At 47.5% G+C, this 20,721-nt stretch carries 18 protein-coding genes; 9 read left to right on the plus strand and 9 right to left on the minus strand.

Annotated elements, in window-relative coordinates:
* Positions 1-65 precede the first annotated feature (65 nt).
* On the plus strand, positions 66-3,182 hold the full coding sequence (locus tag NIES2104_RS05710) for a PAS domain S-box protein (protein WP_058996587.1): 3,117 nt from the start codon (positions 66-68) through the stop codon (positions 3,180-3,182).
* Entirely contained in the window at positions 3,182-4,120 is a 939-nt protein-coding gene (locus NIES2104_RS05715; RefSeq protein WP_225895208.1) for a PleD family two-component system response regulator, read from the plus strand. Before NIES2104_RS05710 ends, NIES2104_RS05715 begins: the two co-directional genes overlap by 1 nt.
* Here the strand turns inward: NIES2104_RS05715 and NIES2104_RS05720 are convergent.
* Positions 4,117-4,890 (minus strand): methyltransferase domain-containing protein, encoded by a 774-nt coding sequence (locus NIES2104_RS05720; protein ID WP_058996591.1) that lies wholly within the window; start codon positions 4,888-4,890, stop codon positions 4,117-4,119. The genes NIES2104_RS05715 and NIES2104_RS05720 overlap by 4 nt on opposite strands.
* A gap of 10 nt (positions 4,891-4,900) precedes the next feature.
* The gene (locus tag NIES2104_RS05725; RefSeq protein WP_058996593.1) at positions 4,901-5,953 is read right to left on the minus strand and encodes a hypothetical protein; all 1,053 of its coding nucleotides are present in this window, start codon (positions 5,951-5,953) and stop codon (positions 4,901-4,903) included.
* 94 nt (positions 5,954-6,047) lie between these two features.
* Between NIES2104_RS05725 and menH the strand changes: the two genes are divergently transcribed.
* Positions 6,048-6,848 carry a 2-succinyl-6-hydroxy-2,4-cyclohexadiene-1-carboxylate synthase gene (menH, locus tag NIES2104_RS05730; RefSeq protein WP_156426874.1) on the plus strand — a complete coding sequence of 267 codons (801 nt, stop codon included), beginning with the start codon at positions 6,048-6,050 and terminating at the stop codon, positions 6,846-6,848.
* Positions 6,849-7,198: 350 nt separating this feature from the next.
* Here menH and NIES2104_RS05735 read toward each other — a convergent pair whose 3' ends face one another.
* Entirely contained in the window at positions 7,199-7,411 is a 213-nt protein-coding gene (locus tag NIES2104_RS05735; RefSeq protein ID WP_058996597.1) for a hypothetical protein, read from the minus strand.
* A 208-nt stretch (positions 7,412-7,619) separates the two neighbouring features.
* On the opposite strand from NIES2104_RS05735, the gene NIES2104_RS05740 reads away from it, so the two are divergent.
* Positions 7,620-8,396: a DUF554 domain-containing protein gene (locus tag NIES2104_RS05740; protein WP_059001576.1), complete on the plus strand. Its 777-nt coding sequence runs from the start codon at positions 7,620-7,622 to the stop codon at positions 8,394-8,396.
* A gap of 158 nt (positions 8,397-8,554) precedes the next feature.
* On the opposite strand, the gene NIES2104_RS31595 is transcribed toward NIES2104_RS05740, so the two are convergent.
* A complete protein-coding gene (locus NIES2104_RS31595) occupies positions 8,555-8,692 on the minus strand; it encodes a hypothetical protein (protein ID WP_156426875.1) in 138 nt (45 codons plus the stop codon).
* On the opposite strand from NIES2104_RS31595, the gene NIES2104_RS05745 reads away from it, so the two are divergent.
* Both NIES2104_RS05745 and NIES2104_RS05750 read left to right on the plus strand, forming a co-directional pair.
* Positions 8,691-9,173, plus strand: a complete 483-nt coding sequence (locus NIES2104_RS05745) for a hypothetical protein (protein WP_058996599.1) — start codon at positions 8,691-8,693, stop codon at positions 9,171-9,173. The two genes, NIES2104_RS31595 and NIES2104_RS05745, sit on opposite strands and share 2 nt — an antisense overlap.
* Positions 9,174-9,274: 101 nt before the next feature.
* A complete protein-coding gene (locus tag NIES2104_RS05750; protein WP_058996601.1) occupies positions 9,275-10,600 on the plus strand; it encodes an aspartate aminotransferase family protein in 1,326 nt (441 codons plus the stop codon).
* 128 nt (positions 10,601-10,728) lie between these two features.
* Here NIES2104_RS05750 and NIES2104_RS05755 read toward each other — a convergent pair whose 3' ends face one another.
* Entirely contained in the window at positions 10,729-12,858 is a 2,130-nt protein-coding gene (locus NIES2104_RS05755) for a caspase family protein (protein ID WP_058996602.1), read from the minus strand.
* 172 nt (positions 12,859-13,030) lie between these two features.
* Here NIES2104_RS05755 and NIES2104_RS05760 point away from each other — a divergent pair, with 172 nt between their 5' ends.
* Entirely contained in the window at positions 13,031-14,917 is a 1,887-nt protein-coding gene (locus tag NIES2104_RS05760) for a hypothetical protein (RefSeq protein ID WP_058996605.1), read from the plus strand.
* A 127-nt stretch (positions 14,918-15,044) separates the two neighbouring features.
* On the opposite strand, the gene NIES2104_RS05765 is transcribed toward NIES2104_RS05760, so the two are convergent.
* The 3 genes from NIES2104_RS05765 to NIES2104_RS05775 form a co-directional block, all read right to left on the minus strand.
* Positions 15,045-16,394, minus strand: coding sequence for a 1-acyl-sn-glycerol-3-phosphate acyltransferase (locus tag NIES2104_RS05765; RefSeq protein ID WP_058996607.1), 1,350 nt, complete (start codon positions 16,392-16,394; stop codon positions 15,045-15,047).
* Positions 16,395-16,484: 90 nt separating this feature from the next.
* Positions 16,485-17,744, minus strand: coding sequence for a recombinase family protein (locus NIES2104_RS05770; protein ID WP_058996609.1), 1,260 nt, complete (start codon positions 17,742-17,744; stop codon positions 16,485-16,487).
* A 6-nt stretch (positions 17,745-17,750) separates the two neighbouring features.
* On the minus strand, positions 17,751-18,116 hold the full coding sequence (locus NIES2104_RS05775; RefSeq protein ID WP_339375062.1) for a VOC family protein: 366 nt from the start codon (positions 18,114-18,116) through the stop codon (positions 17,751-17,753).
* Positions 18,117-18,220: 104 nt separating this feature from the next.
* Here NIES2104_RS05775 and NIES2104_RS05780 point away from each other — a divergent pair, with 104 nt between their 5' ends.
* Positions 18,221-18,670, plus strand: coding sequence for a hypothetical protein (locus tag NIES2104_RS05780; protein WP_058996611.1), 450 nt, complete (start codon positions 18,221-18,223; stop codon positions 18,668-18,670).
* Position 18,671: 1 nt separating this feature from the next.
* Here NIES2104_RS05780 and dapB read toward each other — a convergent pair whose 3' ends face one another.
* Positions 18,672-19,493, minus strand: a complete 822-nt coding sequence (dapB, locus tag NIES2104_RS05785) for a 4-hydroxy-tetrahydrodipicolinate reductase (protein WP_058996612.1) — start codon at positions 19,491-19,493, stop codon at positions 18,672-18,674.
* 98 nt (positions 19,494-19,591) lie between these two features.
* On the opposite strand from dapB, the gene bchI reads away from it, so the two are divergent.
* Complete coding sequence (bchI, locus tag NIES2104_RS05790; protein WP_058996614.1) at positions 19,592-20,686, plus strand: magnesium chelatase ATPase subunit I; 1,095 nt, start codon at positions 19,592-19,594, stop codon at positions 20,684-20,686.
* Positions 20,687-20,721: the final 35 nt, after the last annotated feature.

A 20,721-nucleotide genomic window follows, 5' to 3' on the forward strand; every position in this document is an offset into this window, starting at 1 on the left:
ATTTGTAATTTTGGCTGTTTTTAGATGCCGAACTGCGAATTAGGTATTACGTATTGGCAAGTCACATGACGGTGAGTCTCGAATGGATTGTCGCGGGTACGGCGCTGATGGCAGCGATCGCGAACGGAGTTGCACTCTGGCAACGCTGGCGATCGTCGATCGTCATTGAATCCGAACAAGCGATGCAAGAAGCGCTCTGGCGACAATCGATCGCAGTCGAAGCGGCGTTAGACGGCATTGCAATTCTGAATGAAACTGGGAAACTGCTCTACCTCAACGATGCTCACTTGAAAATGTTTGGGTACAGCCGCACCGAACTGATCGGGAAAAGTTGGGAAGTGCTGTACTATCCCGAAGAAATTGAGCGGATCGATCGAGAAATTCGCCCCGTTCTGAAAAAAATCGGACAGTGGCGCGGTCAAGTCGTCGCCAAACGTCGGGATGGCGGTACTTTTTTCGAGGAAGTCTCGCTCACCCGCACCGAAAAAGGCATCATTTCAGTTTGTCGTGATATCACCGAAACAAAACAAACCGAAATTCGTCTCCGGATTTTGGAACGTGCGATTAGTGCGAGCAGCAACGGAATCATCATCACTGACCCCACTCAGTTAGATAATCCGATGATCTTCGTCAATCCAGGATTTGAGCGCATGACCGGGTATAGCGCTACTGATGTGATCGGAAGAAATAGCCGACTCTTGCAAGGGGCAGAAACCGAGCAGGACGCACTCGATCGCTTACGTCGCGCATTCAACGAGGGCGAAGACTGTACCGTTACGATTCGCAACTATCGTAAAGATGGCACTGTGTTTTGGAATGAACTCTCGATTTCGCCTGTGCTCGATGCCGAAGGACGCATCACTCACTATGTCGGAATTCAAACCGATGTCACCGAGCGAATTCGCACCGAGCAAGCTCTACAGCTTCAGATTCAACGCGCTTACCTTCTAAAGCAAATCACTCAAGACATTCGCCAAAGTTTAGACACGCAAGAAATCTTTCAAACGACGGTAACGCAGATTGGGCGCACGTTTGGGGTGAATCGCTGTCTATTGCACACCTATCTAGAAAGTGCGGAAGATGCGCTTGTATCTAAATTCTCGCAACTCAGTCCAGAGTTTCCACAAATTCCGATCGTCGCAGAATTTCTAGAATTCGGTTGGGACTCAATGCAAGGTGCTCAAATCCCGATTCGGGGCAATCCTCATGTCGAAGAATTGCTGCAATCCGATCGTGCCATCTCCTCTCCCGATGTTTACGCTGATCCGCGACTTACGGCAGCGACTCCTCTCTGTGAACGCGCACAATTGAAATCGATGTTAGCGGTTCGCACCTCGTATCAAGGAATTCCAAACGGCGTGATCGCGCTGCAACAATGTGACAGCTTTCGGAATTGGACGAGTGATGAAATTGAGCTACTCGAAGCGGTCGCGGATCAAGTGGGAATCGCGATCGCTCAAGCCCGTCTCCTGAGACAAGAACGGTTACAGCGTGAGCAACTGACCGAAAAAAATATCGCCCTAGAGCAAGCCAAACACGCCGCTGAAACCGCAAACCGCGCTAAGAGTGAATTTCTCGCAACCGTGAGCCACGAGATTCGGACTCCGATGAATGCGGTGATCGGTTTAACCGGGCTTTTACTCGATATGGATTTGACCGATCAGCAGCGCGATTTCGTCGAAACAATTCGGAGTAGCGGCGATTCGTTACTGACGATCATTAACGACATTCTCGACTTCTCAAAAATTGAATCCGGCAAACTAAATCTAGAGCAGCAACCGTTTGATCTAAGAGCCTGTATCCGAGATGCGATCGAACTGCTCAACGCTGAAGCGATCGAGAAAAAACTCGCGGTCACTTGCAAGATTGATCCCACGATTCCAGAAGCGATCGTCGGTGATGTGACTCGACTGCGGCAAATTCTCGTGAATCTCATCAGCAATGCGATCAAGTTCACGCCACAAGGTGAAATTTTCGTGTCTGTCAAACTTTCATACTCGAATTCAAGTCATTGCAAAACCGATGGACTCGCTCATTGCTCTGAACTCTCGAATCAAACTTTCACGCTTTTATTTACCGTGAGCGATACCGGAATCGGCATTCCTCCAGAACGAATGAATCGATTGTTTAAATCGTTTAGTCAGGTCGATTCTTCAACTAGTCGGCAGTATGGGGGCACTGGACTCGGACTCGCGATTAGTCGGCGCTTGAGTGAATTGATGGGCGGCTCGATGTGGGTTGAAAGTCAGGGCGCGATCGGCGGTTGTCCTCCGGTCGATTTCCAGCCCAAAGATTCGACAAAAGCCGGATCAACGTTTTACTTCACGCTGTGTGCGAGTGCGGCTGAACTGAAATCTTCTGAGATCGCACAAGAACTCACCCCAGAAGAACCGCGATCGCAGTCCTTACGAATTCTTCTTGCTGAAGATAACGTCGTCAATCAGAAAGTCGCGCTTCATCTGCTTTCGCGGTTGGGATATCGGGCGGATGTTGCTGGAAACGGTTTAGAAGTTCTAGCAGCGTTAGACCGTCAAACTTACGATGTCATTCTGATGGATGTGCAAATGCCAGATATGGACGGATTAGAGGCAACGAGAAAAATCGTTCAACAGTCTAATCCGCCGTACATTATTGCCATGACCGCGAACGCAATGGAAGGCGATCGCCAACTCTGCCTCGAAGCAGGCATGAACGATTATTTGAGCAAGCCCATCCGGATCGATGCGCTAAAATCTGTTCTCAGTAAGTGTACCCCTGTTGTGCGAACACCGTTCCAACCCAGCAACGTCGATGCCATTGAGCCGCCCCCTGCTTTGATGCGATCGTCCGTTACCGTTGCTGCTGGCTATTCTCGCACTTCTACCGATCGTGACTTTACCTACGATCGAGAGGGTTCCGACTTGATTCACCGTTACCTTAGCGAAACTCGTTTCTGGCTCGACCAGCTTCATGCCGCGATCGACCCACTCAATGAACAGGCTTTACACCAAACCCTGCATCGTCTGCGATCGAGTAGTCTGCAAATCGGCATCAGCGCGATCGCTTCGTCCTGTGATGCGTTGGAAACCTGCCTTCGCCTGGGAACGTTAGATCAAGTCGCTCATCAAGTCCGCCAACTCGAAGCCCAATACGATCGCGTCCAAGCTTCGTTACACCTGGAACTTCAGCAATGTCAGAGATAATGCCCTCTTTCCATAATCCTCCATTGATCCTGGTCGCCGATGATGACAAGACGATGCGGCTCAGTGTGCGTCAAGCAATGGAGCAAGATGGCTATCAAGTAATCGAAGCGATCGACGGAGAAGCTTGTCTTGCCACATTTGAGCGATCGCGTCCGGATGTTGTGCTGCTTGATGCGATTATGCCTGCGATCGATGGCTTTACGTGCTGTGAACGCATCCAAGCCATGAGCGGCACAAGACGGACTCCAGTATTGATGATTACTGGACTGGAAGATCAAGATTCGGTCGATCAAGCCTTTGCAGTCGGAGCAGTTGATTACATTACGAAGCCGATTCACTGGGGCGTGTTGCGGCAGCGGGTGAAGCGGTTGATTCAGCAAGTGAGACTGTATCAGCAGCTTGAGACGGCGAATCATGAATTGCAGCGATTAGCCGCGATCGATGGATTGACGCAGTTAGCAAATCGTCGCCGTTTTGATGAATATCTCCAGCAAGAATGGCAGCGGATGTTGCGCGAACAGTTGCCGCTTTCGCTGATTCTGTGTGATATTGACTTTTTCAAGGCTTACAACGATACGTACGGGCATCAGGTCGGGGATGATTGCCTCAGACAAGCTGCACAAGTGATTCAGAGTTCGGCAAAACGGGCGATCGATTTAGCGGCGCGATATGGTGGTGAAGAATTCGCGATCGTTTTACCGAATACAGATCAAGAAGGTGCGGTTCTCGTTGCACAAGACATTCAAACGGGCGTGAAGCAGCTAGGAATTGCTCATGCTGGCTCTAAAGTGTGCAACACAGTGACGGTGAGTTTAGGCGTGTCGAATACGATTCCGAGTATTTTAACTTCACCGGAAATGCTGATCAATGCGGCAGATAAAGCGCTTTATCAAGCGAAAGCGGAAGGACGCGATCGCTATTGTGTCTGTTTAAGTTAACGATGCGCCTCAACTTCTAATCGCACCATCTGGACGTGAGCGAATCCGTTCGCGTCGAGTGGAAATTTAGCGAGGTAAGTTTGTGTGACTTCTGAGATAAAGCGATCTCGGTCTGATTCTGGAACTGCCTGAGTAAATGGTAGCCAAGTCGTCCGGAACCAACTCGCTAGACCGGACTCACCGGAGTGTGTCATATCTTTTGGAACGAGTTCGAGGCGATCGATATTAAAGCCTGCTGCTTTTAACCAGGGTTCGTATTCGGTTGTGCCGTAGAAATGATAAGGGTTGCGAAATTCTGGAAAGTATTTGTGCCAGGGATTTTGAGCAACGATTTGGGCAAACGTATCGAGAATGTCGATCGCGCCTCCGGCTCCACCGCAGGACGTGATTAATCGACCATTTGAATTAAGAGCGCGATAAGCTCCCTGAAGAAAAGCGGGATGATTATCGACCCAGTGAAGCACTGCATTTGAGAAAATCAGATCGAATTGATTCGCAAAGTTCAGCGATCTCGCATCGACACAAGCAAACGATAGATTCGATATCGAATACGTTTCCTGAGCATAAGCGATCATTTCTTGTGAGCTATCAATCCCCATGACTTGCCCGTTTGGAAGTGCCTCAGCGAAATCTGCTGTGATTTTGCCATCCCCGCAACCGACATCGAGAATGGATTCTGAACCGTGGAGTGATAAGCGCGATCGTAGTTCTCTTGCCCATTTCAACTGAGCGTTTGAATTCTGTGCGTAGTCACGAGGATTCCATTTCATAGAGCGAATTTTAGTTTTCCTTATTATAGGAATCGCGAATTTGCTTTAGTTCGGTTAGCTGCTGTTCAACAATTTGTAGAACTTGATTCAAGGCTGGCACCATATCAGGCTGTAGTTGATCGACCGTTAATGGTGTTGCTGTTTGCGTATGGTTGTGAAGCTCGTCCATTTTTTGCCGGAGCTTCTGAGCAATACTCAAGGCATCGCGGCTGAGAGTGGTTAACTGCTGTTTCTGGTAGAACTTCAAAGCCGCACCCCGAAGCACTTGTAAGGTCGCCTGTTCACCATTTGCAGAAGGCGTGATTCGCAGTCGAAGCAAAACACGATCGCGCTGATACGATCGCTCAATTTCTACTTGCTGTACTTCGGTAACTGGAGTCAGCGGTAAATGCGTGAGTTGCTTGAGTTCGTCGAGCAGTGCCTGAAATTTTGACAGGGCAACACCTTCGATCACGGATTGCAGCACTCCATTTTGGCTCCAGAGAATGCGACCGTGTTTCTCTTGTCGATCGAAGAAGAGCCGACCAATTCCGTTTCCAAGAACTCGTCCTAGAAGTTCTTGAATGAGGCGAGAAGGCGGAAGTTGGCTCAAGAGCGCGATCGGTTCTTCACTGTAACGGGTGCTGATTGCTAAAGCGGGAAGTGCATGATGCGGATCGGGGATGGTGTTTTGCAGCGATCGTGCTGCGGGTTTGTGGCATTCTTCCCACTCTAGTTCGTCTGGGCTTTCGACCACTAAGGTTTCTTTGCTGTGAAGGTCTGGTTTCTTGGGAGGCTCAGGGGGCTTAGGTGGTTTTGGAGGTGTGGGACGATTTTGGCTGTAATTTAAGTAGGTTGTGAGAATAGTGTGATGAGATTCTGAAGAGAGGCTTTGAGGTGCAAGCAAATAGTTTTGATAGCCGACCATGCGGCGAGCATAATCGAGAGCAGCCACATCATCGAGCATCACCATACCCAAATGAAGGGTGTTTCCTTCGATCGACAATGGCAAAATTTGATGATACAAGCAAGCTTCAAACGGTAAAACGCGATCGATCAGTTGAAAGATTTTTTCTGTGTCCATGAGCGGTGCTAACCTCTAGAATCAAGTCGTTTCGACTGATCCCCACTTCAGAGCGAGATGCTGCTAGTATTCCCATTGGATAAAGTCTCTGTGCATGAAAAATCAACTTGCATTCAAACTCATTAATCGAAATGATTCGATGATCGTGATATTCCTACATGGATTTCTAGGAAATGGTGCAGAGTTTGATGCGATCGCAAACCGATTACCGTTTTCCTGTCTTACTCTGGATCTTCCGGGTCATGGTGAAACTCGATTTTCGGCTCAGTACACAATGGAAAATACAGCAAATGCGATCGTTCATTTGCTGAACGAATTAGGCATCGATCGAGCGAATTTAGTCGGCTACTCGATGGGAGGACGGTTAGCGCTTTATCTTGCGTTGAATTACCCAGAGCGATTTTCAAAGACAGTAATCGAATCAGGTTCACCAGGATTAAAGACAGCACAAGAACGATTAGAAAGGATTGAGCGCGATCGCACTTTAGCGACTCAAATCGAGACAGATTTCGATCAGTTTTTAATCAATTGGTACAATCAGCCATTATTTCAATCGATCAAACCGCATCCGAATTTCAATCAAATGCTAAAAGAACGCTCGCGAAATCATCCGGGTGAAATAGCGCGATCGCTGCTCGAAATGGGAACAGGAATGCAGCCGAGTTTATGGGAGAAATTACGAACACATCAGAATCCGCTTTTGTTAATGGTGGGAGAATACGATCGAAAATTTGTCGCGCTGAATCAAGAAATGGTATCGATATGTGAAACGGCAGAGTTAGCGATCGTGCCTGATGCGGGGCATAACATTCACTTTGAGAAACCGGATTTGTTTGTCGATCGGCTTAAAAGTTTTTTGAGGTACGTTACAACTGACATCTTGCACCAATGGTAACAAGCAATGTTGAGCATCTCGTTCATCGCGTTCACCTGCCCCGGAATGGAATTCGGGGCTAATCGAATGAAGTCCACTGAAGGGGACTGAAGAGACTAGATTGAACATCTTGAGTCCTTTTCAAAGGACTTCGCACCGTTAGCCCCGAATTTCATTCCGGGGCGGGGCAGTGCAATGAGCGAAACGCCCAAAATTCTTTCTGTTGCTATTAGATTGCTCGATCGCTTTAACCGTGTTGATGTCCGCAGAAATCATCTGGATTCACACTAAATCACACGCTGATTTTAACCACAAAAAAGCAGCCCCATCGCTGAGACTGCCATCAGACCACACAGTAAACTTTTCGCGCTCTAACTCCACGCTTCCTCCAAATCGGTTTCCGGCAGCAGAATCATCGTCTCAAAGCCGATTCTGCCCATTTCTGGCTCTTCTCCCATTTCCATCTCAACCAGATACGACCAGCGACCTGAATCCGCGTGCGACTTGCGCACTTTTCCCTCACCCCCAATGAAGCGAACAAACTGATCGGGGCTAAATCTGGGCATCGTCATTACAGCAACCATAATCCTGAATTCCTTGCACTTGCGTTCTGTTCCTTACTTCAACGATCGCCGCTCTCATTGCAGACAGAATAGCTAAAGCTTTGATAAAGATGTCTCCTCCGTTTGGGTAAGTCTTGGGGTGAAATTTATTATTCTTGAGAATTAGCGCAATCGGTTGTTTAATGATGAAGTGATCGCGCAGTTTACAGAAATAGAAACGCTACAGGCAATGCTGACATCGTTATTTTGGCTGATTCATCCTGCAACGCTAAATCTATGGGATAAAACCAGTGGCACTTGGATTAATGTGGCGACGGTCTTAATCGGAAGCATTTTAGGGCTAATGCTGAAAGGTAGTTTACCGAGCCGAATGCAGCGCATTATTACCCAGGGCTTGGGACTGTTGACGTTATTTCTAGGTGTCACGATGGCATCGAGCTTGCTTAAGGTCAAAATCGGCGTAGTGGATGGCGTGATTATTGGACTGTTCGCGATCGTGATCGGCGGTTTGCTCGGTGAATGGTGGCAACTCGAAACACGATTGCATTCGATCGGCGATCGCATTAAACGTATGGTGAAAGGGGGCGGCAGTTTTACCGAAGGATTTGTGGCGGCAAGTTTATTGTTTTGTGTCGGACCGCTGACGATCGTGGGAAGTTTGAACAATGGACTTGCTGGAGATAATACGCTGTTATCGATTAAATCAGCGATGGATGGACTGGCTTCGATCGCGTTAAGTAGCAGTTACGGGATCGGGGTGATGTTTTCTGCGGTGGCGATCGTAATTTATCAAGGTGGATTGTCGATCGCGTCGGGATTACTGGCGCAGTCATTGCCTGATCCAGCGACGGCTCCAGCGGTTTTGTTGACTTCTGGAGTGGGTGGATTAATGGTGATGGGACTGGGCTTAAACCTGTTGGAGATTGGAAAATTGAGCGTTGCTGCATTTCTACCCGGATTGGTTCTTGCACCGTTGTTTTGTGCAATCATCGAGCGATTGACGTAACCAGATGCGGTAATATATCCGTTCATATAAAAGATTCATGATCGATGACTTAATCGTTACATTTTTAGAATTTGATCTAAAATTTTTAAGATTTGCTACCAAATTCAAAAATGTCTCTATAATTGACGACGATAGTGATAACAGAAACGATATCACTACTATCGAGTTGCAACGAGCATCAGATCGATCACGGTTGAACGTCGATCGATATCGCCAAAAGGTTTTGTTTCAAATCCCAGAATTGGGAACGCATCAACAAAGTCAATATCCTGTAATTTGATTAGGAGGAACAACATGGCAGGAACGAAAAGAAGATCACCCACGTCAACGCTAGTGTCCAAAGATTCGATCAGCAGTGCATCGAGCGCACTTCAAGATTTGCCGGAAAAACCCAAAGAAATCTGGTCATTAAGAGAAGCAATTCATCTGCTCAAAGATCAGATTACTCAAGCGCTCGATCGCGGTTACGGCTACAGCGAAGTTTCCCAAATGTTGTCGTCGAAAGGGGTTGAAATTAGCCCTTCAACGCTGAAATACTATCTGTCTTCGGCTCGTAAAGAAGATGGAACGACAAAGCGCCGCCGCCGTCGAACAATGACGATGACTGCTGAGGCACTTCAGAACGGTTCGGAAGCACTAGAAACCGAAACGCCAGAAAAAGAAGACAAACCGAAGCGCACTCGATCGACAGCGAAAACAGATACAAAATCGCCTGGAAAATCCGCTGCAAAATCCAAAACGAAAGCAACCACTAGCCAGAAAAAGGCAGCCAGCTAGAATTCGGTTGATCCGATCGACATTTGCGCTCCTGTTAAATCGAGTGTCGATCGCGCTTTTACTGCGATAATGAGTCGCAGGTTTTTTGCTGTGTTGACCCTATGGTTTTAGATTTCTCCCTGCCGGAAAGCCTTGATGCCTTCTGGATGCCGTTTACTGCGAATCGTCAATTCAAATCGAAACCGCGCCTGATGGCATCTGCTAAAGATATGCACTACACGACGGTTGACGGTCGAGAAGTGTTGGATGGAACGGCGGGTTTGTGGTGCGTGAATGCGGGACATTGCCGCGATCGTATTGTTGAGGCAATCCACCAACAGGCGGCAACGCTGGATTTTTCGCCCACGTTTCAGATGGGACATCCTGCACCGTTTGCGTTAGCCGATCGCTTAGCAAAGATGCTTCCTGGCGACCTTGATCATGTCTTCTTTGCCAATTCTGGCTCTGAGGCGGTCGATACAGCGTTGAAGATTGCGCTCTCTTACCATCGGGTGCGAGGTGAGGCGAGTCGAACACGGTTGATCGGGCGAGAGCGGGGATATCACGGCGTTGGATTTGGCGGTATCTCAGTCGGTGGAATTGCACCGAATCGGAAGTTTTTCGGGAGTTTGTTGCCGGGAGTGGATCATCTACCGCACACGCACAATTTAGAGCAGAATGCGTTTAGTCGGGGTCAGCCGCAGTGGGGCGCACATCTGGCAGATGAGTTAGAGCGAATCGTTACTTTACACGATCCTTCGACGATCGCTGCTGTGATTGTCGAACCTGTTGCGGGTTCAACTGGAGTGCTGATTCCGCCTGTGGGATATTTGGAGAAACTTCGATCGATTTGCGACAAGTACGGCATTCTGCTGATCTTCGATGAAGTGATCACAGGCTTTGGAAGATTAGGACGCGGATTTGGGGCGGAATATTTTGGCGTAATGCCGGATCTGATCTGTGTAGCGAAAGGGATTACCAATGCTGCGGTTCCGATGGGTGCGGTGTTCGCGCGATCGTACATCTACGATGCGTTTATGCACGGGCAGGAAAACGCGATCGAGCTATTTCACGGTTATACCTATTCGGGGCATCCGTTAGCGTGTGCGGCAGCGATGGCAACATTGGATATTTACGAAGAGGAACAGTTATTCGATCGTGCTCGTGATCTTTCACCGTATTGGGAAGAAGCGATGCACTCGTTGAAAGGATTGCCGCATGTGATTGATGTGCGGAATTTGGGAATTGTTGCGGGGATTGAACTCGCTTCGATTCCAGGACAGCCAGGAGTTCGGGCTTACAATGCAATGGTGAACTGTTTTGAACAAGGATTGTTAGTTAGAACGACTGGAGACATTATCGCGTTATCGCCACCGTTAATTCTTGAGAAACAGCATATCGATCAGATGGTCGATCGATTGGGTAGCGTTTTAAAGGAATTGGCATGATATCGATTTAAAAACAATGCGACAAATTCTGCGTTTACCCGACGATTTGTAGAGACGCGATTAATCGCGTCTCTACGGGGATTCCGCATTGGGATGACGATCGTTCGGTTTGTCAATTCGCATGGAAATCACACAACCTGATACGTAAATCGGAATGTTGCCCACGTCGTCATATCTAATGCAAACAGATCGGGCGCGTTCATCAAAGACGGATCACCCGGTCGATGCAAATCTTGTAAAACAGCTTGAGCAACATCGAGAAAATTCGGCAGCGATCGCACAAATTCCGCTCCAGTTCCCAACAAAGCTTGAGTTTGCTGGAATGGGGCGCGACTGCAAATCAAATAGAGTTCAAACAATCCAGACGGTGCTTGAAGAGTCCAATCGGTGAGCGATCGCGGAATTGTCACCGTTTCATTTGATGCGATCGAGGTTTGCGATCGCTCGTTTTGCATTAGATTAAGCACGATTCCTAAGCCGCGATTATCAAGTCCTAAAATTACAAAATGAATTGGAGCAACATCACGATTTTCAACACGAAGCCGAATCGGAGTGCCAACCGGAAACGATAAGATTTTTCCATCAGATGGAATCACACTAACCGAATCAGAAGAAACGGTTTCGGTTTGTTGAACTGCAACACTAGAATCCGCAGTTTCAAGCGAAGCCCGAATCGACAACTGAGAGGTCATCGCATTGCTCGTTAGATTTAATAATTTTGCACCTAAGAGCGTTTGTAAGCGAGGAGCTAACCGCCGAACTGCCAACTTCACCGCTTCACCTGATTCACCCGTCGTCTGTGGGATTGCATCTCGTCCTTGTGAAAAGAGTCCATATCCAGCAGGCGAAATCGTGCCTTTCATCGCATCCGGATTGAGTGCCGCAACTTGAGTCGTTTCTTCCACTTTGCTAAACAGATAGTCTGCGGGTTGCTCACCTGCGATCGCTGCCGAAATTTTTGGCAATCCCGATAATGCACTCACCGCATCGACTCGCTCGACTCGATTTAAGTTTGCATCAATGGCGATCGCTAACCGCACATCTTTTGGAAGTGCCCGAATTCGTTCTCGCACTCGTTGACCGATCTGTAAATTTGGCGATTCAGTTAGCGATCGCGCTTTTGCAACTAATCCATTGCGCTCAAAGACTTGAAGCAGTTGATCAGAATTCTCAATTTTTAGGACGGTACCAGAACTATAAGCCTCTAGAATTTCGGGTGATAAACCTCCAAGCCAGAGTTGAGCGATTTTGCCACTGTCTTCGATCGCAGTAATTACGCCATCCGCAGCCGACTCGATTAATGAAATTTGATACGGTTTTAACGGTCGATCGCGGCTTTTCTGTCCCATCAAAATCGGCTGTTGTTTCGGATCAACTCGCTTCGCGATCAGTTCAGAAGCTTGGCGTAGATTCACTCGCAGCGTTGTTGATGGAATCGCTTGCCACAGTTGTTGAGTTAATCCATATGTAAACAATCCTGCACTAAATCCATTCCACGGGGATTCCGTCGCGAATTGTTGATCGTTTGCAGCCGAGAGAACGACTCCCGGAAATTGTCCCGATCGCCATTTCACGCGGGTCTGAACGCGATCGAGTCCTGTGTTTACCAATAGCTTTTCCTGGAATTCAAGTTCAGCTGGAATTAATTGAGAGATTGGATCACTGGGACGCGTTGCCTCTGGCACACGTTCACGTGACCGCAATCTTAGATTTCCGCGCTGTGAATAGCCTGGATAAAAGTAACCTGCATCGAGAACAGTTGTCACCTGCGAGGTTGAGAGCGATCGCAGTAACAGCAGTAATGTGTCTTGAGAAATCACATTCGCGATCGCGTCTTCTCTGGGATCGTCTGCGGTGAGTAAAACAGGTTGAACATCTTCTGCGGTCGTTCCTAACTTTTGTAAACTCCCAAAGCCGCTAAAGTGAAACACAACAACATCATTCGGTTTCGCTTGCTGGATCAAATGTTCTGTAAAAACGGTTTCGATTTGTGATCGTGTTGCTTGCTGATTCGTGAGCACGACGATATCACTCGGCTGAAATCCAAATCGATAAATCAGCAATTCTTTTTGTAGTTCGATATCGGTTACGCAACCATTTAAACCAGCATTGCGATATTGATTGATTCCGATTAAGAGCGCAAGTTTGCGGGAAGTCGGTTCTGCTAAAACTTGAGACGCACGAGACAGCAGGAGTTGATTCGCTCCCCAGGCTCCGCAAAACATTCCGGCTGCTTGCAATAGCGATCGACGTTTCATATCCCGATCCCGCGTCTCCTGTGTTCAGAGTAGCAGGTCAAGAATCCCGCCGTATAGTCAAACTCGACACTTATATTTTGTTTAATTTTCTGGAGTCGAGGGAATTCCCTCGATACACTTCCGATCACATGTGTATCATGTTAGTCGCTGATGGGTGTCACGGAGAGCGTTAATGAATTTGCCTTTTGTTTTAGATGTTGCGATCGGTTTAATTTTTACTTATCTAATTCTCAGTTTATTGGCTTCTGAATTGCAGGAACTCACGGCAACGGTGCTGCAATGGAGAGCGAAACATTTAAGAGACTCGATCGAGGTCTTACTAGGTGGCGGCATCAACACACCCGAACAACAGCGCGTACAAGATTTAGTAGCGCGATTGTATGATGATCCACTGCTTAGAAATGTGAACCAGGAAGCTAAAGGAGTGATAGCGCAAGGATTTCGCCGGATCACTCGCATCCTGTTTCCTGGAAACCGTCCGGGAGCTTTTGGCAATCAAGCGTCAGGACCTTCATACATTGCTCCTGAAACATTCGCGACTTCTTTGATCGAGCAGTTGGGCATTACTTCGATGGTCGATAAATTGTCGCAAGTGCGATTCGAGAGATTTGTGAAGCGAATCGTCGGTCACTATTGGGTGAATGAGTTTGGGGAAGTGGGATTGTCTGCGGATGATATGTTTGAGAGCGGCTGGGAACGCGGCGCGATTCGAGAAATTGCCGCAAAGTCGAATCAAGTCAGTCTGAGTGCCGATCTGAATTTTCGGGTGTTGGTCGAGGATTATCACGATGTACTCAAAGCCTATCAGACTGGACAAGCAAACTTAGAAACGAGCGTGGAGCGACTCGGAGAAGGGCTAGATGCTTACATTTCTGCTTGTGCAAACTTGGATCAAAGTTCACCCGATACGGTGCTGTATGTGCGGCGATTGCGGGCTTACAAATCGAGCGTGTTTGGACAGAACAACGATCGAGTTGTGATTTCTGGGGGTCTAAAACCGAGTATTGCTGAAATTGCTGAACTGGTGAATCAAGGAACGAACACCCATCAGGAAGTCGCGGGAGCATACGATCGCGTTGCCAATCAAGCCCGTCCGATCGATGCTCAAGTGAATGCTTCGATTCAATCCCAGATCGAAGATTACCGCATGGGACTTGATCCAAATGCTCTGGATCAGCCGACAAAATTCGAGGATTTAGACTATGATTTGCAGCAAATTTTTCTGGCGAATGCGCTCAAAGATCTGACTTCTGAAGAGCGGCAAATGTACGAAGAGTATCAATCGTACAAAAAGATTCGGAGTGGATTGAGCCGACTGCCGGACGCTGTGAAAGATAGTATGTCGATTCTGGCAAGACGAGCACAGACACGAGTTGAACAAGGTGAAAACCAAGTCAATCAGTTCCGGGATGAAGTTGCGGTCTGGTTTGATCGATCGATGTCTCGCGCTTCTGGAGTGTACAAGCGCAATGCGAAAGGGGTCGCGCTCTTGGTGGGATTGTTCCTTGCAGCCACGACGAATTCCGACACGTTCCATATTTTCAATCGGCTTTCTAGCGATGATAGTTTGCGTCAGCTTGTGACCGATCGCGCTGCTCAGTTGAATTTGAATGCGGAACGTTCCCCTAGATTTTCGGCACAGCTTGAGGAATTGAAAAACGAAACCGATGCCGTCCTGCGCGAAATTGCATTCCCGATTAGCTGGAATTCGAGCAATCTGGGACGACAGTTAGGCTGTCCGAGCAGTGGAATTTCTGCAACAGCGCAAAATCAATCTCTAACTGAAGCAAATCAACTCAAGGCGCAGTGGGAAAATCTCTACAAAGAGTGCCTCAATACGAATCAAGCGTCTACGGCTCCCGTTCCCTTACAGGTGGCAGAAATTATGTTCAATCGTCCACTGGGCGTGTTGCAAATGCTGTTCGGTTGGATTGTGAGTGGAATTGCGATCGCGATGGGTGCACCGTTCTGGTTTGATTTGCTTGGTAAGGTGGTGAATGTGCGTAATGCGGGTGGTAAACCGAGACTTGCGGCAGGGGAAGAACAAAAAACGAATTGAATGCGGTTGATCATGAGTTGTGCCCGTTTGTCGATCGTCGGGTAAACGCAAAATTCTCGTAGAGACGCGATTAATCGCGTCTCTACAAATCGTCGGGGTGGGTTACAAAATCAATTTGGAAATTCAATTACAAAATCATTTTTTCCATTGCCATTTGCAATTCTTGGGTCAAATCAGTGACCGCTTGTTTTGCAGCGCGACGATTACCCTGATAAATGGAAAAGCGATCGCTAACCGAAATCGGATTACCAACCGTAATCAAAACCGATTGCTTTCCTAATTTCGGACGTTTGAACGCATCGCCGCCTTTGATTCGGGTAATCATATCCCAGAGAAGAAGCGTCGTTTCAGAAAAGCGATCGATAGACGGTTTCTCAATCACATACTTTCCAGTGACAGCGACAAAACTTTCAACGAGTCGCATATGCCAAATTCTAAGGCTGGCTTCTTCAGCGACGCGATCGGCAAGTCCTCGATCGACTGGAGAAAGTTCATCGAGTTTGAGATCTTCCCGGAAAATCAAATCCCATGCAGCCTGTTCCAATCGACGACAGCGATCGATGACAGTTCCTTTCGGTTGTAGATTGAAATATTGTTCTGTAACTGTCAGCGCTGAATCAAGAAGATTTTGCAGCCGTAATGCTAATCTGGCATTCGGTTCAGCGTTCTCTACGGACGGTAAATTCTGATGATAAAACTTTGTGTAAAATAATTCCATGACCGTTAGCATATGTTCTGCGATCGCATAGAGTCGCGCATAACGATCTGGATTCTGGGGTTTAATTCCTGCATCAACTTCGAGTGAATGTAAAAGCTGATCAACTTGATTCCAAGTCTGTTTTACGTAGCGGTACTGAATTCCAATTGGGACAATCACAACCTTTTCATCTCGATTCTCTTTTCGCAAATCTTCCGCACACCAAAATCCCATTTGTGCGATTCCTGGTTCTAATGGACTCACGATCTCATTGTGTCCATTCGTTGCGCCTTCCGGTGCTGCCATGAGTGGAAATTGTCCATTCGCTAAAAGATTTCGAGCCGATCGCAATCCGACTCGATCGAGCTTGCCCCGATGAATTGGAGTACCCCCTAGTTTTGAGTACATCCAACCAATTGAAGAACCTGCCCAAAGCGGAATTCCACGATCGTACATAAAGTGGGCGTGAGTCGGAGCTTTTAACCGAATTCCCATCCGTCGAGCCGTTCTTGGTAAAAGATAGTGCATCAGATACATCATGCAAAACGGATCGTCAGCACTGGGATGACGAAACGCCAGCAGCAACCGGACTTTTCCTGCTTGGAATTGCTGATACAGTTCTACAAGCTGCTCGACATTGACCGCTTCAATATTGGCGATCGAGGTTTTGCGCCGCATCCACACAGGCAAGATCGATCGGGCAATCCGCAAAACGTTGAAATTCAAATCAGGCGGGATGAACTCTAGCGGCGGTTGAACGAATTGAGTGGGGCGCGGCACAGTGAAAAGCTCCAGAAACGTGAGGGATGTCAGTATCTTAGAGGCGAAATTTTCACTTGATCACGATCGCGTTACAGATTGAAAAGCGGATCAGAAAATAAAGTTCAATTTCAATTCCCATCCGGTTTCGGTGTGAATTAGCTCGATTTGGCGAATAAATTCTCGAAAGTAGAATCGGCGTTCTGCTTCGGATAAATCGAGCCAAAATTGCGGAATCGAAACGGTTTGAGCGATCGCTTTCAGATTGACGGGCGGCAGTTGAGATAATTTGGTTTGCAGTTCTGCTATTTCACTCCGGAGTCTGTACGATCGCAGATCTGCCGTTTCTGTGTCTAGAATTCCAGATTCGATCAATGGTGGAATTTGTTCTAAGACGGATTGTTTTTGTGCGATCGCGTTTTGCAAATTTGATTTAATCGCGTCAATATCCGGCGTTCCAACTTCTGAAACGGCACGCGGTAAGTCTTCGCAAATTTTATCGATCGTGCCTTGTAAAATCTCTTCGTAAGCGATCGATTTACATTGTTTCCGGCATTGCATCGGACGTAGGTACAAGTATTCTTTTTTGCCTTTCTTTCGGGATGTCACTCGTGTAATCGTCATGCCCGACTGACATTCACCACAGGCAACTAAACCCGCAAGCGATCGAGGAGCGCTCGCCGTTCGAGCAGGTAAGCGACGATTGCGACGCAGTAATCGATCGATTTGAGCGGCTTCGTCCCGCGACAAAATCGCTGGATGCGTATCAGGAATTGTTTCGCCTGTTTGATAGTCCAAATCGCCCCGATACACGGAACTAGTGAGCCAGCGTTGACCCGTTGAAACAGAGATTTTTTTGGCGTATTTCTTCTCTAAAAATCGAACTGCACCCCGTAGAGAACCGTACAGCAGAAAATGATCGAAGAATTCTTTGACAACAGGAGCGGTTGAGCGATCGAGAATATATCGATTTCGACTGCGCCGGTATCCGTAGGGAGCTTTTCCCGGTGGAGCCAGCGTTTTAATTCGATTTCGAGCGTGACCTTGACGAATTTTTTTACTTTTCTGATTGTGTTGTAATTCTTGTAATTGCTGTAGTGTGTTTGCTGATAATTCTCCTGATTCAGTTGTAATCACTTCAATGTTGAGAGATTCTAATTGAAATAAGCGATCGTGAATTTCTGCGATCGAATCTCCTAACTCTTCCAATCGTCGAATCTGCAATTGAACTGATTCATTTTCGCTGATTAATTGCCGTAATTGAATGCGATCGCTTGAGAAATCCTGATAAACGCAATCGACTTCCAAATGTGTTATATCTAGCGTTTCTTCTAGCAATGGATCGCTGTAGAGATAAGCAATCACTTTCATATGTGATTAAGCTTCTCCTAGCTCGATAATATTGCTATCTGGATCTCTCACAAATAACGCTGCCCGACCCGATGCGCTCAGTTGAAATTCACAGTTGTGTGTGATTAATTGCTGTTTTGCGTCCTCCAAACTGGCGACAGAAAAAGCGAGATGGCGATTTCTTCCCCATTTTTGTTCATTCTGAATGTCCGAAGATTGAGCAGAATCAGCGATTAAATGAATCTGAAATGATCCAACTTCGTACCAAGCACCAGGAAATTTCAAAATGCGATCGATCTTTTGCAATCCTAATACTGTTCCATAAAAATGCTCGGATTTCTCCAGATCAGAAACCACGATCGCGACGTGTAAAAACTGCGTAAGTTGCATCATTGCACTGGTTTTAATGTTTCGTTTCAGTCTAGCGCACACCTTCGGACGGAAGATCTCGATCGCACCAAAGCGGTATATTGAACTTGCTGATATTCGATCGCGCTATGAATCCTCTCAAACACAAAGAACTTTTACGGGGCTTTCTTGCTGCTGCACTGATTATTGTTGGAACCACTCACTTTCTCGTTCCCCAAGAATACGCAAAAATTGTTCCGCCTATCTTTCCAGCGTACACTTCGGTATACGTCAGCGGATTCTTTGAAATTTTAGGCGGTATTGGCTTATGTGTTCCTTATCTTAGTGTTGTAGCAGCGCGGGGATTGATTTCGCTATTTATCGCCGTATTTCCTGCCAATATCTATTTAGCATTGCACAGCGACATTACCCTTACTAATATTCCTCACAGTCCATTGTTTTACTGGCTGCGATTACCATTCCAGCCTATATTGATTGCTTGGGCGTATTGGTATACTCGCAATCCTCAAGACCAAAAAGGAGCTACAAGGATCGCGAAGCAATGGCAAGAACTCGATCGCTTAGTTGAAAAGAAATAACTTAGAGAATCTTTTCCAACCCGTACACCAGCGATTTTAACGGAATCACCTTCCGAATCGAGAGCAACACTCCGGGCATATAACAAGTGCGATCGGTCGCATCATGCCGCAACGTGTAAATTTGTCCTTGTGCCCCGAAAATAATCTCTTGATGCGCGACGAGTCCCGGCAGTCGAACGCTGTGAATCCGAATTCCTTCTTCAGCCAGTGCGCCTCTCGCTCCCGTAATTTTCTCGGTTTCAGAGACGATCGCGTCGTTGTACGTCTTACCCATTTCCGCTAACATCTGCGCCGTTTGTACCGCTGTCCCACTCGGTGCGTCCGCTTTCTGATTGTGATGCAGTTCAATAATTTCAACGTGATCAAAATATTGTGAAGCTTGAATCGCGGCTTGCTGCATCAGCACAACCCCGATCGAGAAATTTGGCACAATCAAACATCCGGTACTGGCTTTATCCGCAAACTCGGCTAAATCTCGAATTTGTCCTGCACTTAATCCGGTTGTGCCCACGACTGGACGAACCCCGTATGCGATCGCAGAACGAACATTGCCATAAACCGCGTCCGGGTGCGTCACATCCACCACTACACCCAATTCTTTTTCCTGAGACAGCATTGCCATCATCGGCTCATACTCATTTGTCACAGGCACTTCGAGCGCACCGCAGCCGATAATTTCGCCAATGTCCTGTCCCTGATAATCGGGATTTCTCGCAAGCGCTCCGATCAGATTCATATCCGGCGACTGGGACACGGCTTTAATAATTTCGCGCCCCATTTTGCCCGTCGCACCATTGACCACGACTGGAATTTTCCCTGCCATCGATCGCTCCCAAATTCAGCTTCTTCATTCTGCCACTCCCGCTTCATGTCACAATAAGAAACGCGAATTAAAACAGCTTTACAGTTTCAGGACAAGCCGTGACCTTTACGACACAACCCACATCACAAAACGGACGATCGACCGCCGCACCCGCTCGGCGACGTGCAGTCTTTCCTTTTACTGCGATCGTTGGACAAGAAGAAATGAAATTGGCGCTTTTGCTCAATATCATCGACCCCAAAATCGGCGGCGTGATGATCATGGGCGATCGCGGAACTGGAAAATCAACCACGATTCGAGCTTTAGCAGATTTGCTGCCAGAAATCGATGTCGTTGCTGATGATCCGTTTAACAGTCATCCGAATGATCCTGAATTGATGGGCGATTCAGTCCGCCAACTGATCGAGCAAAATGCAGATGTGCCCGTCGTGAAGAAAAAGGTGATGATGGTCGATTTGCCGTTGGGTGCGACCGAAGATCGGGTGTGCGGCACGATCGATATTGAAAAAGCCTTGTCCGAAGGGGTGAAAGCGTTTGAACCCGGACTGTTGGCAAAAGCGAATCGCGGCATCCTCTACGTCGATGAAGTGAACCTGCTCGATGATCACTTAGTCGATGTCCTGCTTGATTCTGCGGCTTCTGGTTGGAATACAGTCGAGCGTGAAGGCATTTCGATTCGACATCCGGCAAGATTCGTGTTAGTTGGATCAGGCAACCCAGAAGAAGGTGAACTTCGACCGCAATTGCTCGATCGATTCGGCATGCACGCTGAAATTCGCACCGTGAAAGAGCCTGTCCTGCGGGTTCAAATCGTGGAACAGCGTACCGAATTCGATCAAGATCCAGTGCCGTTCTTAGAGAAATATGAACCGCAGCAGAACGATTTGCAGCGTCAGATTGTAGAGGCTCAAGAGCGATTGAAGGGAATTGCGATCGACTATGATCTGCGCGTCAAAATCTCGCAAATGTGTTCTGAACTCGATGTCGATGGCTTGCGCGGCGACATTGTGACGAATCGAGCGGCGAAAGCGTTAGCAGCTCTAGAAGGTCGTACGGAAGTAACAGTGGATGAGATTCGGCGAATTGCTCCCCTGTGCTTACGTCACCGATTGCGGAAAGATCCGATGGAATCGATCGATTCAGGCTACAAGGTGGAAAAGGTCTTCGATCAAGTGTTTGGAATCGCTGAATAAGAGGAAAACCGGGTGCTATTGACCCGGTTTTTTTT

Origin of the sequence: Leptolyngbya sp. NIES-2104 (assembly GCF_001485215.1) — a bacterium.
Lineage (GTDB): Bacteria > Cyanobacteriota > Cyanobacteriia > Leptolyngbyales > Leptolyngbyaceae > Leptolyngbya.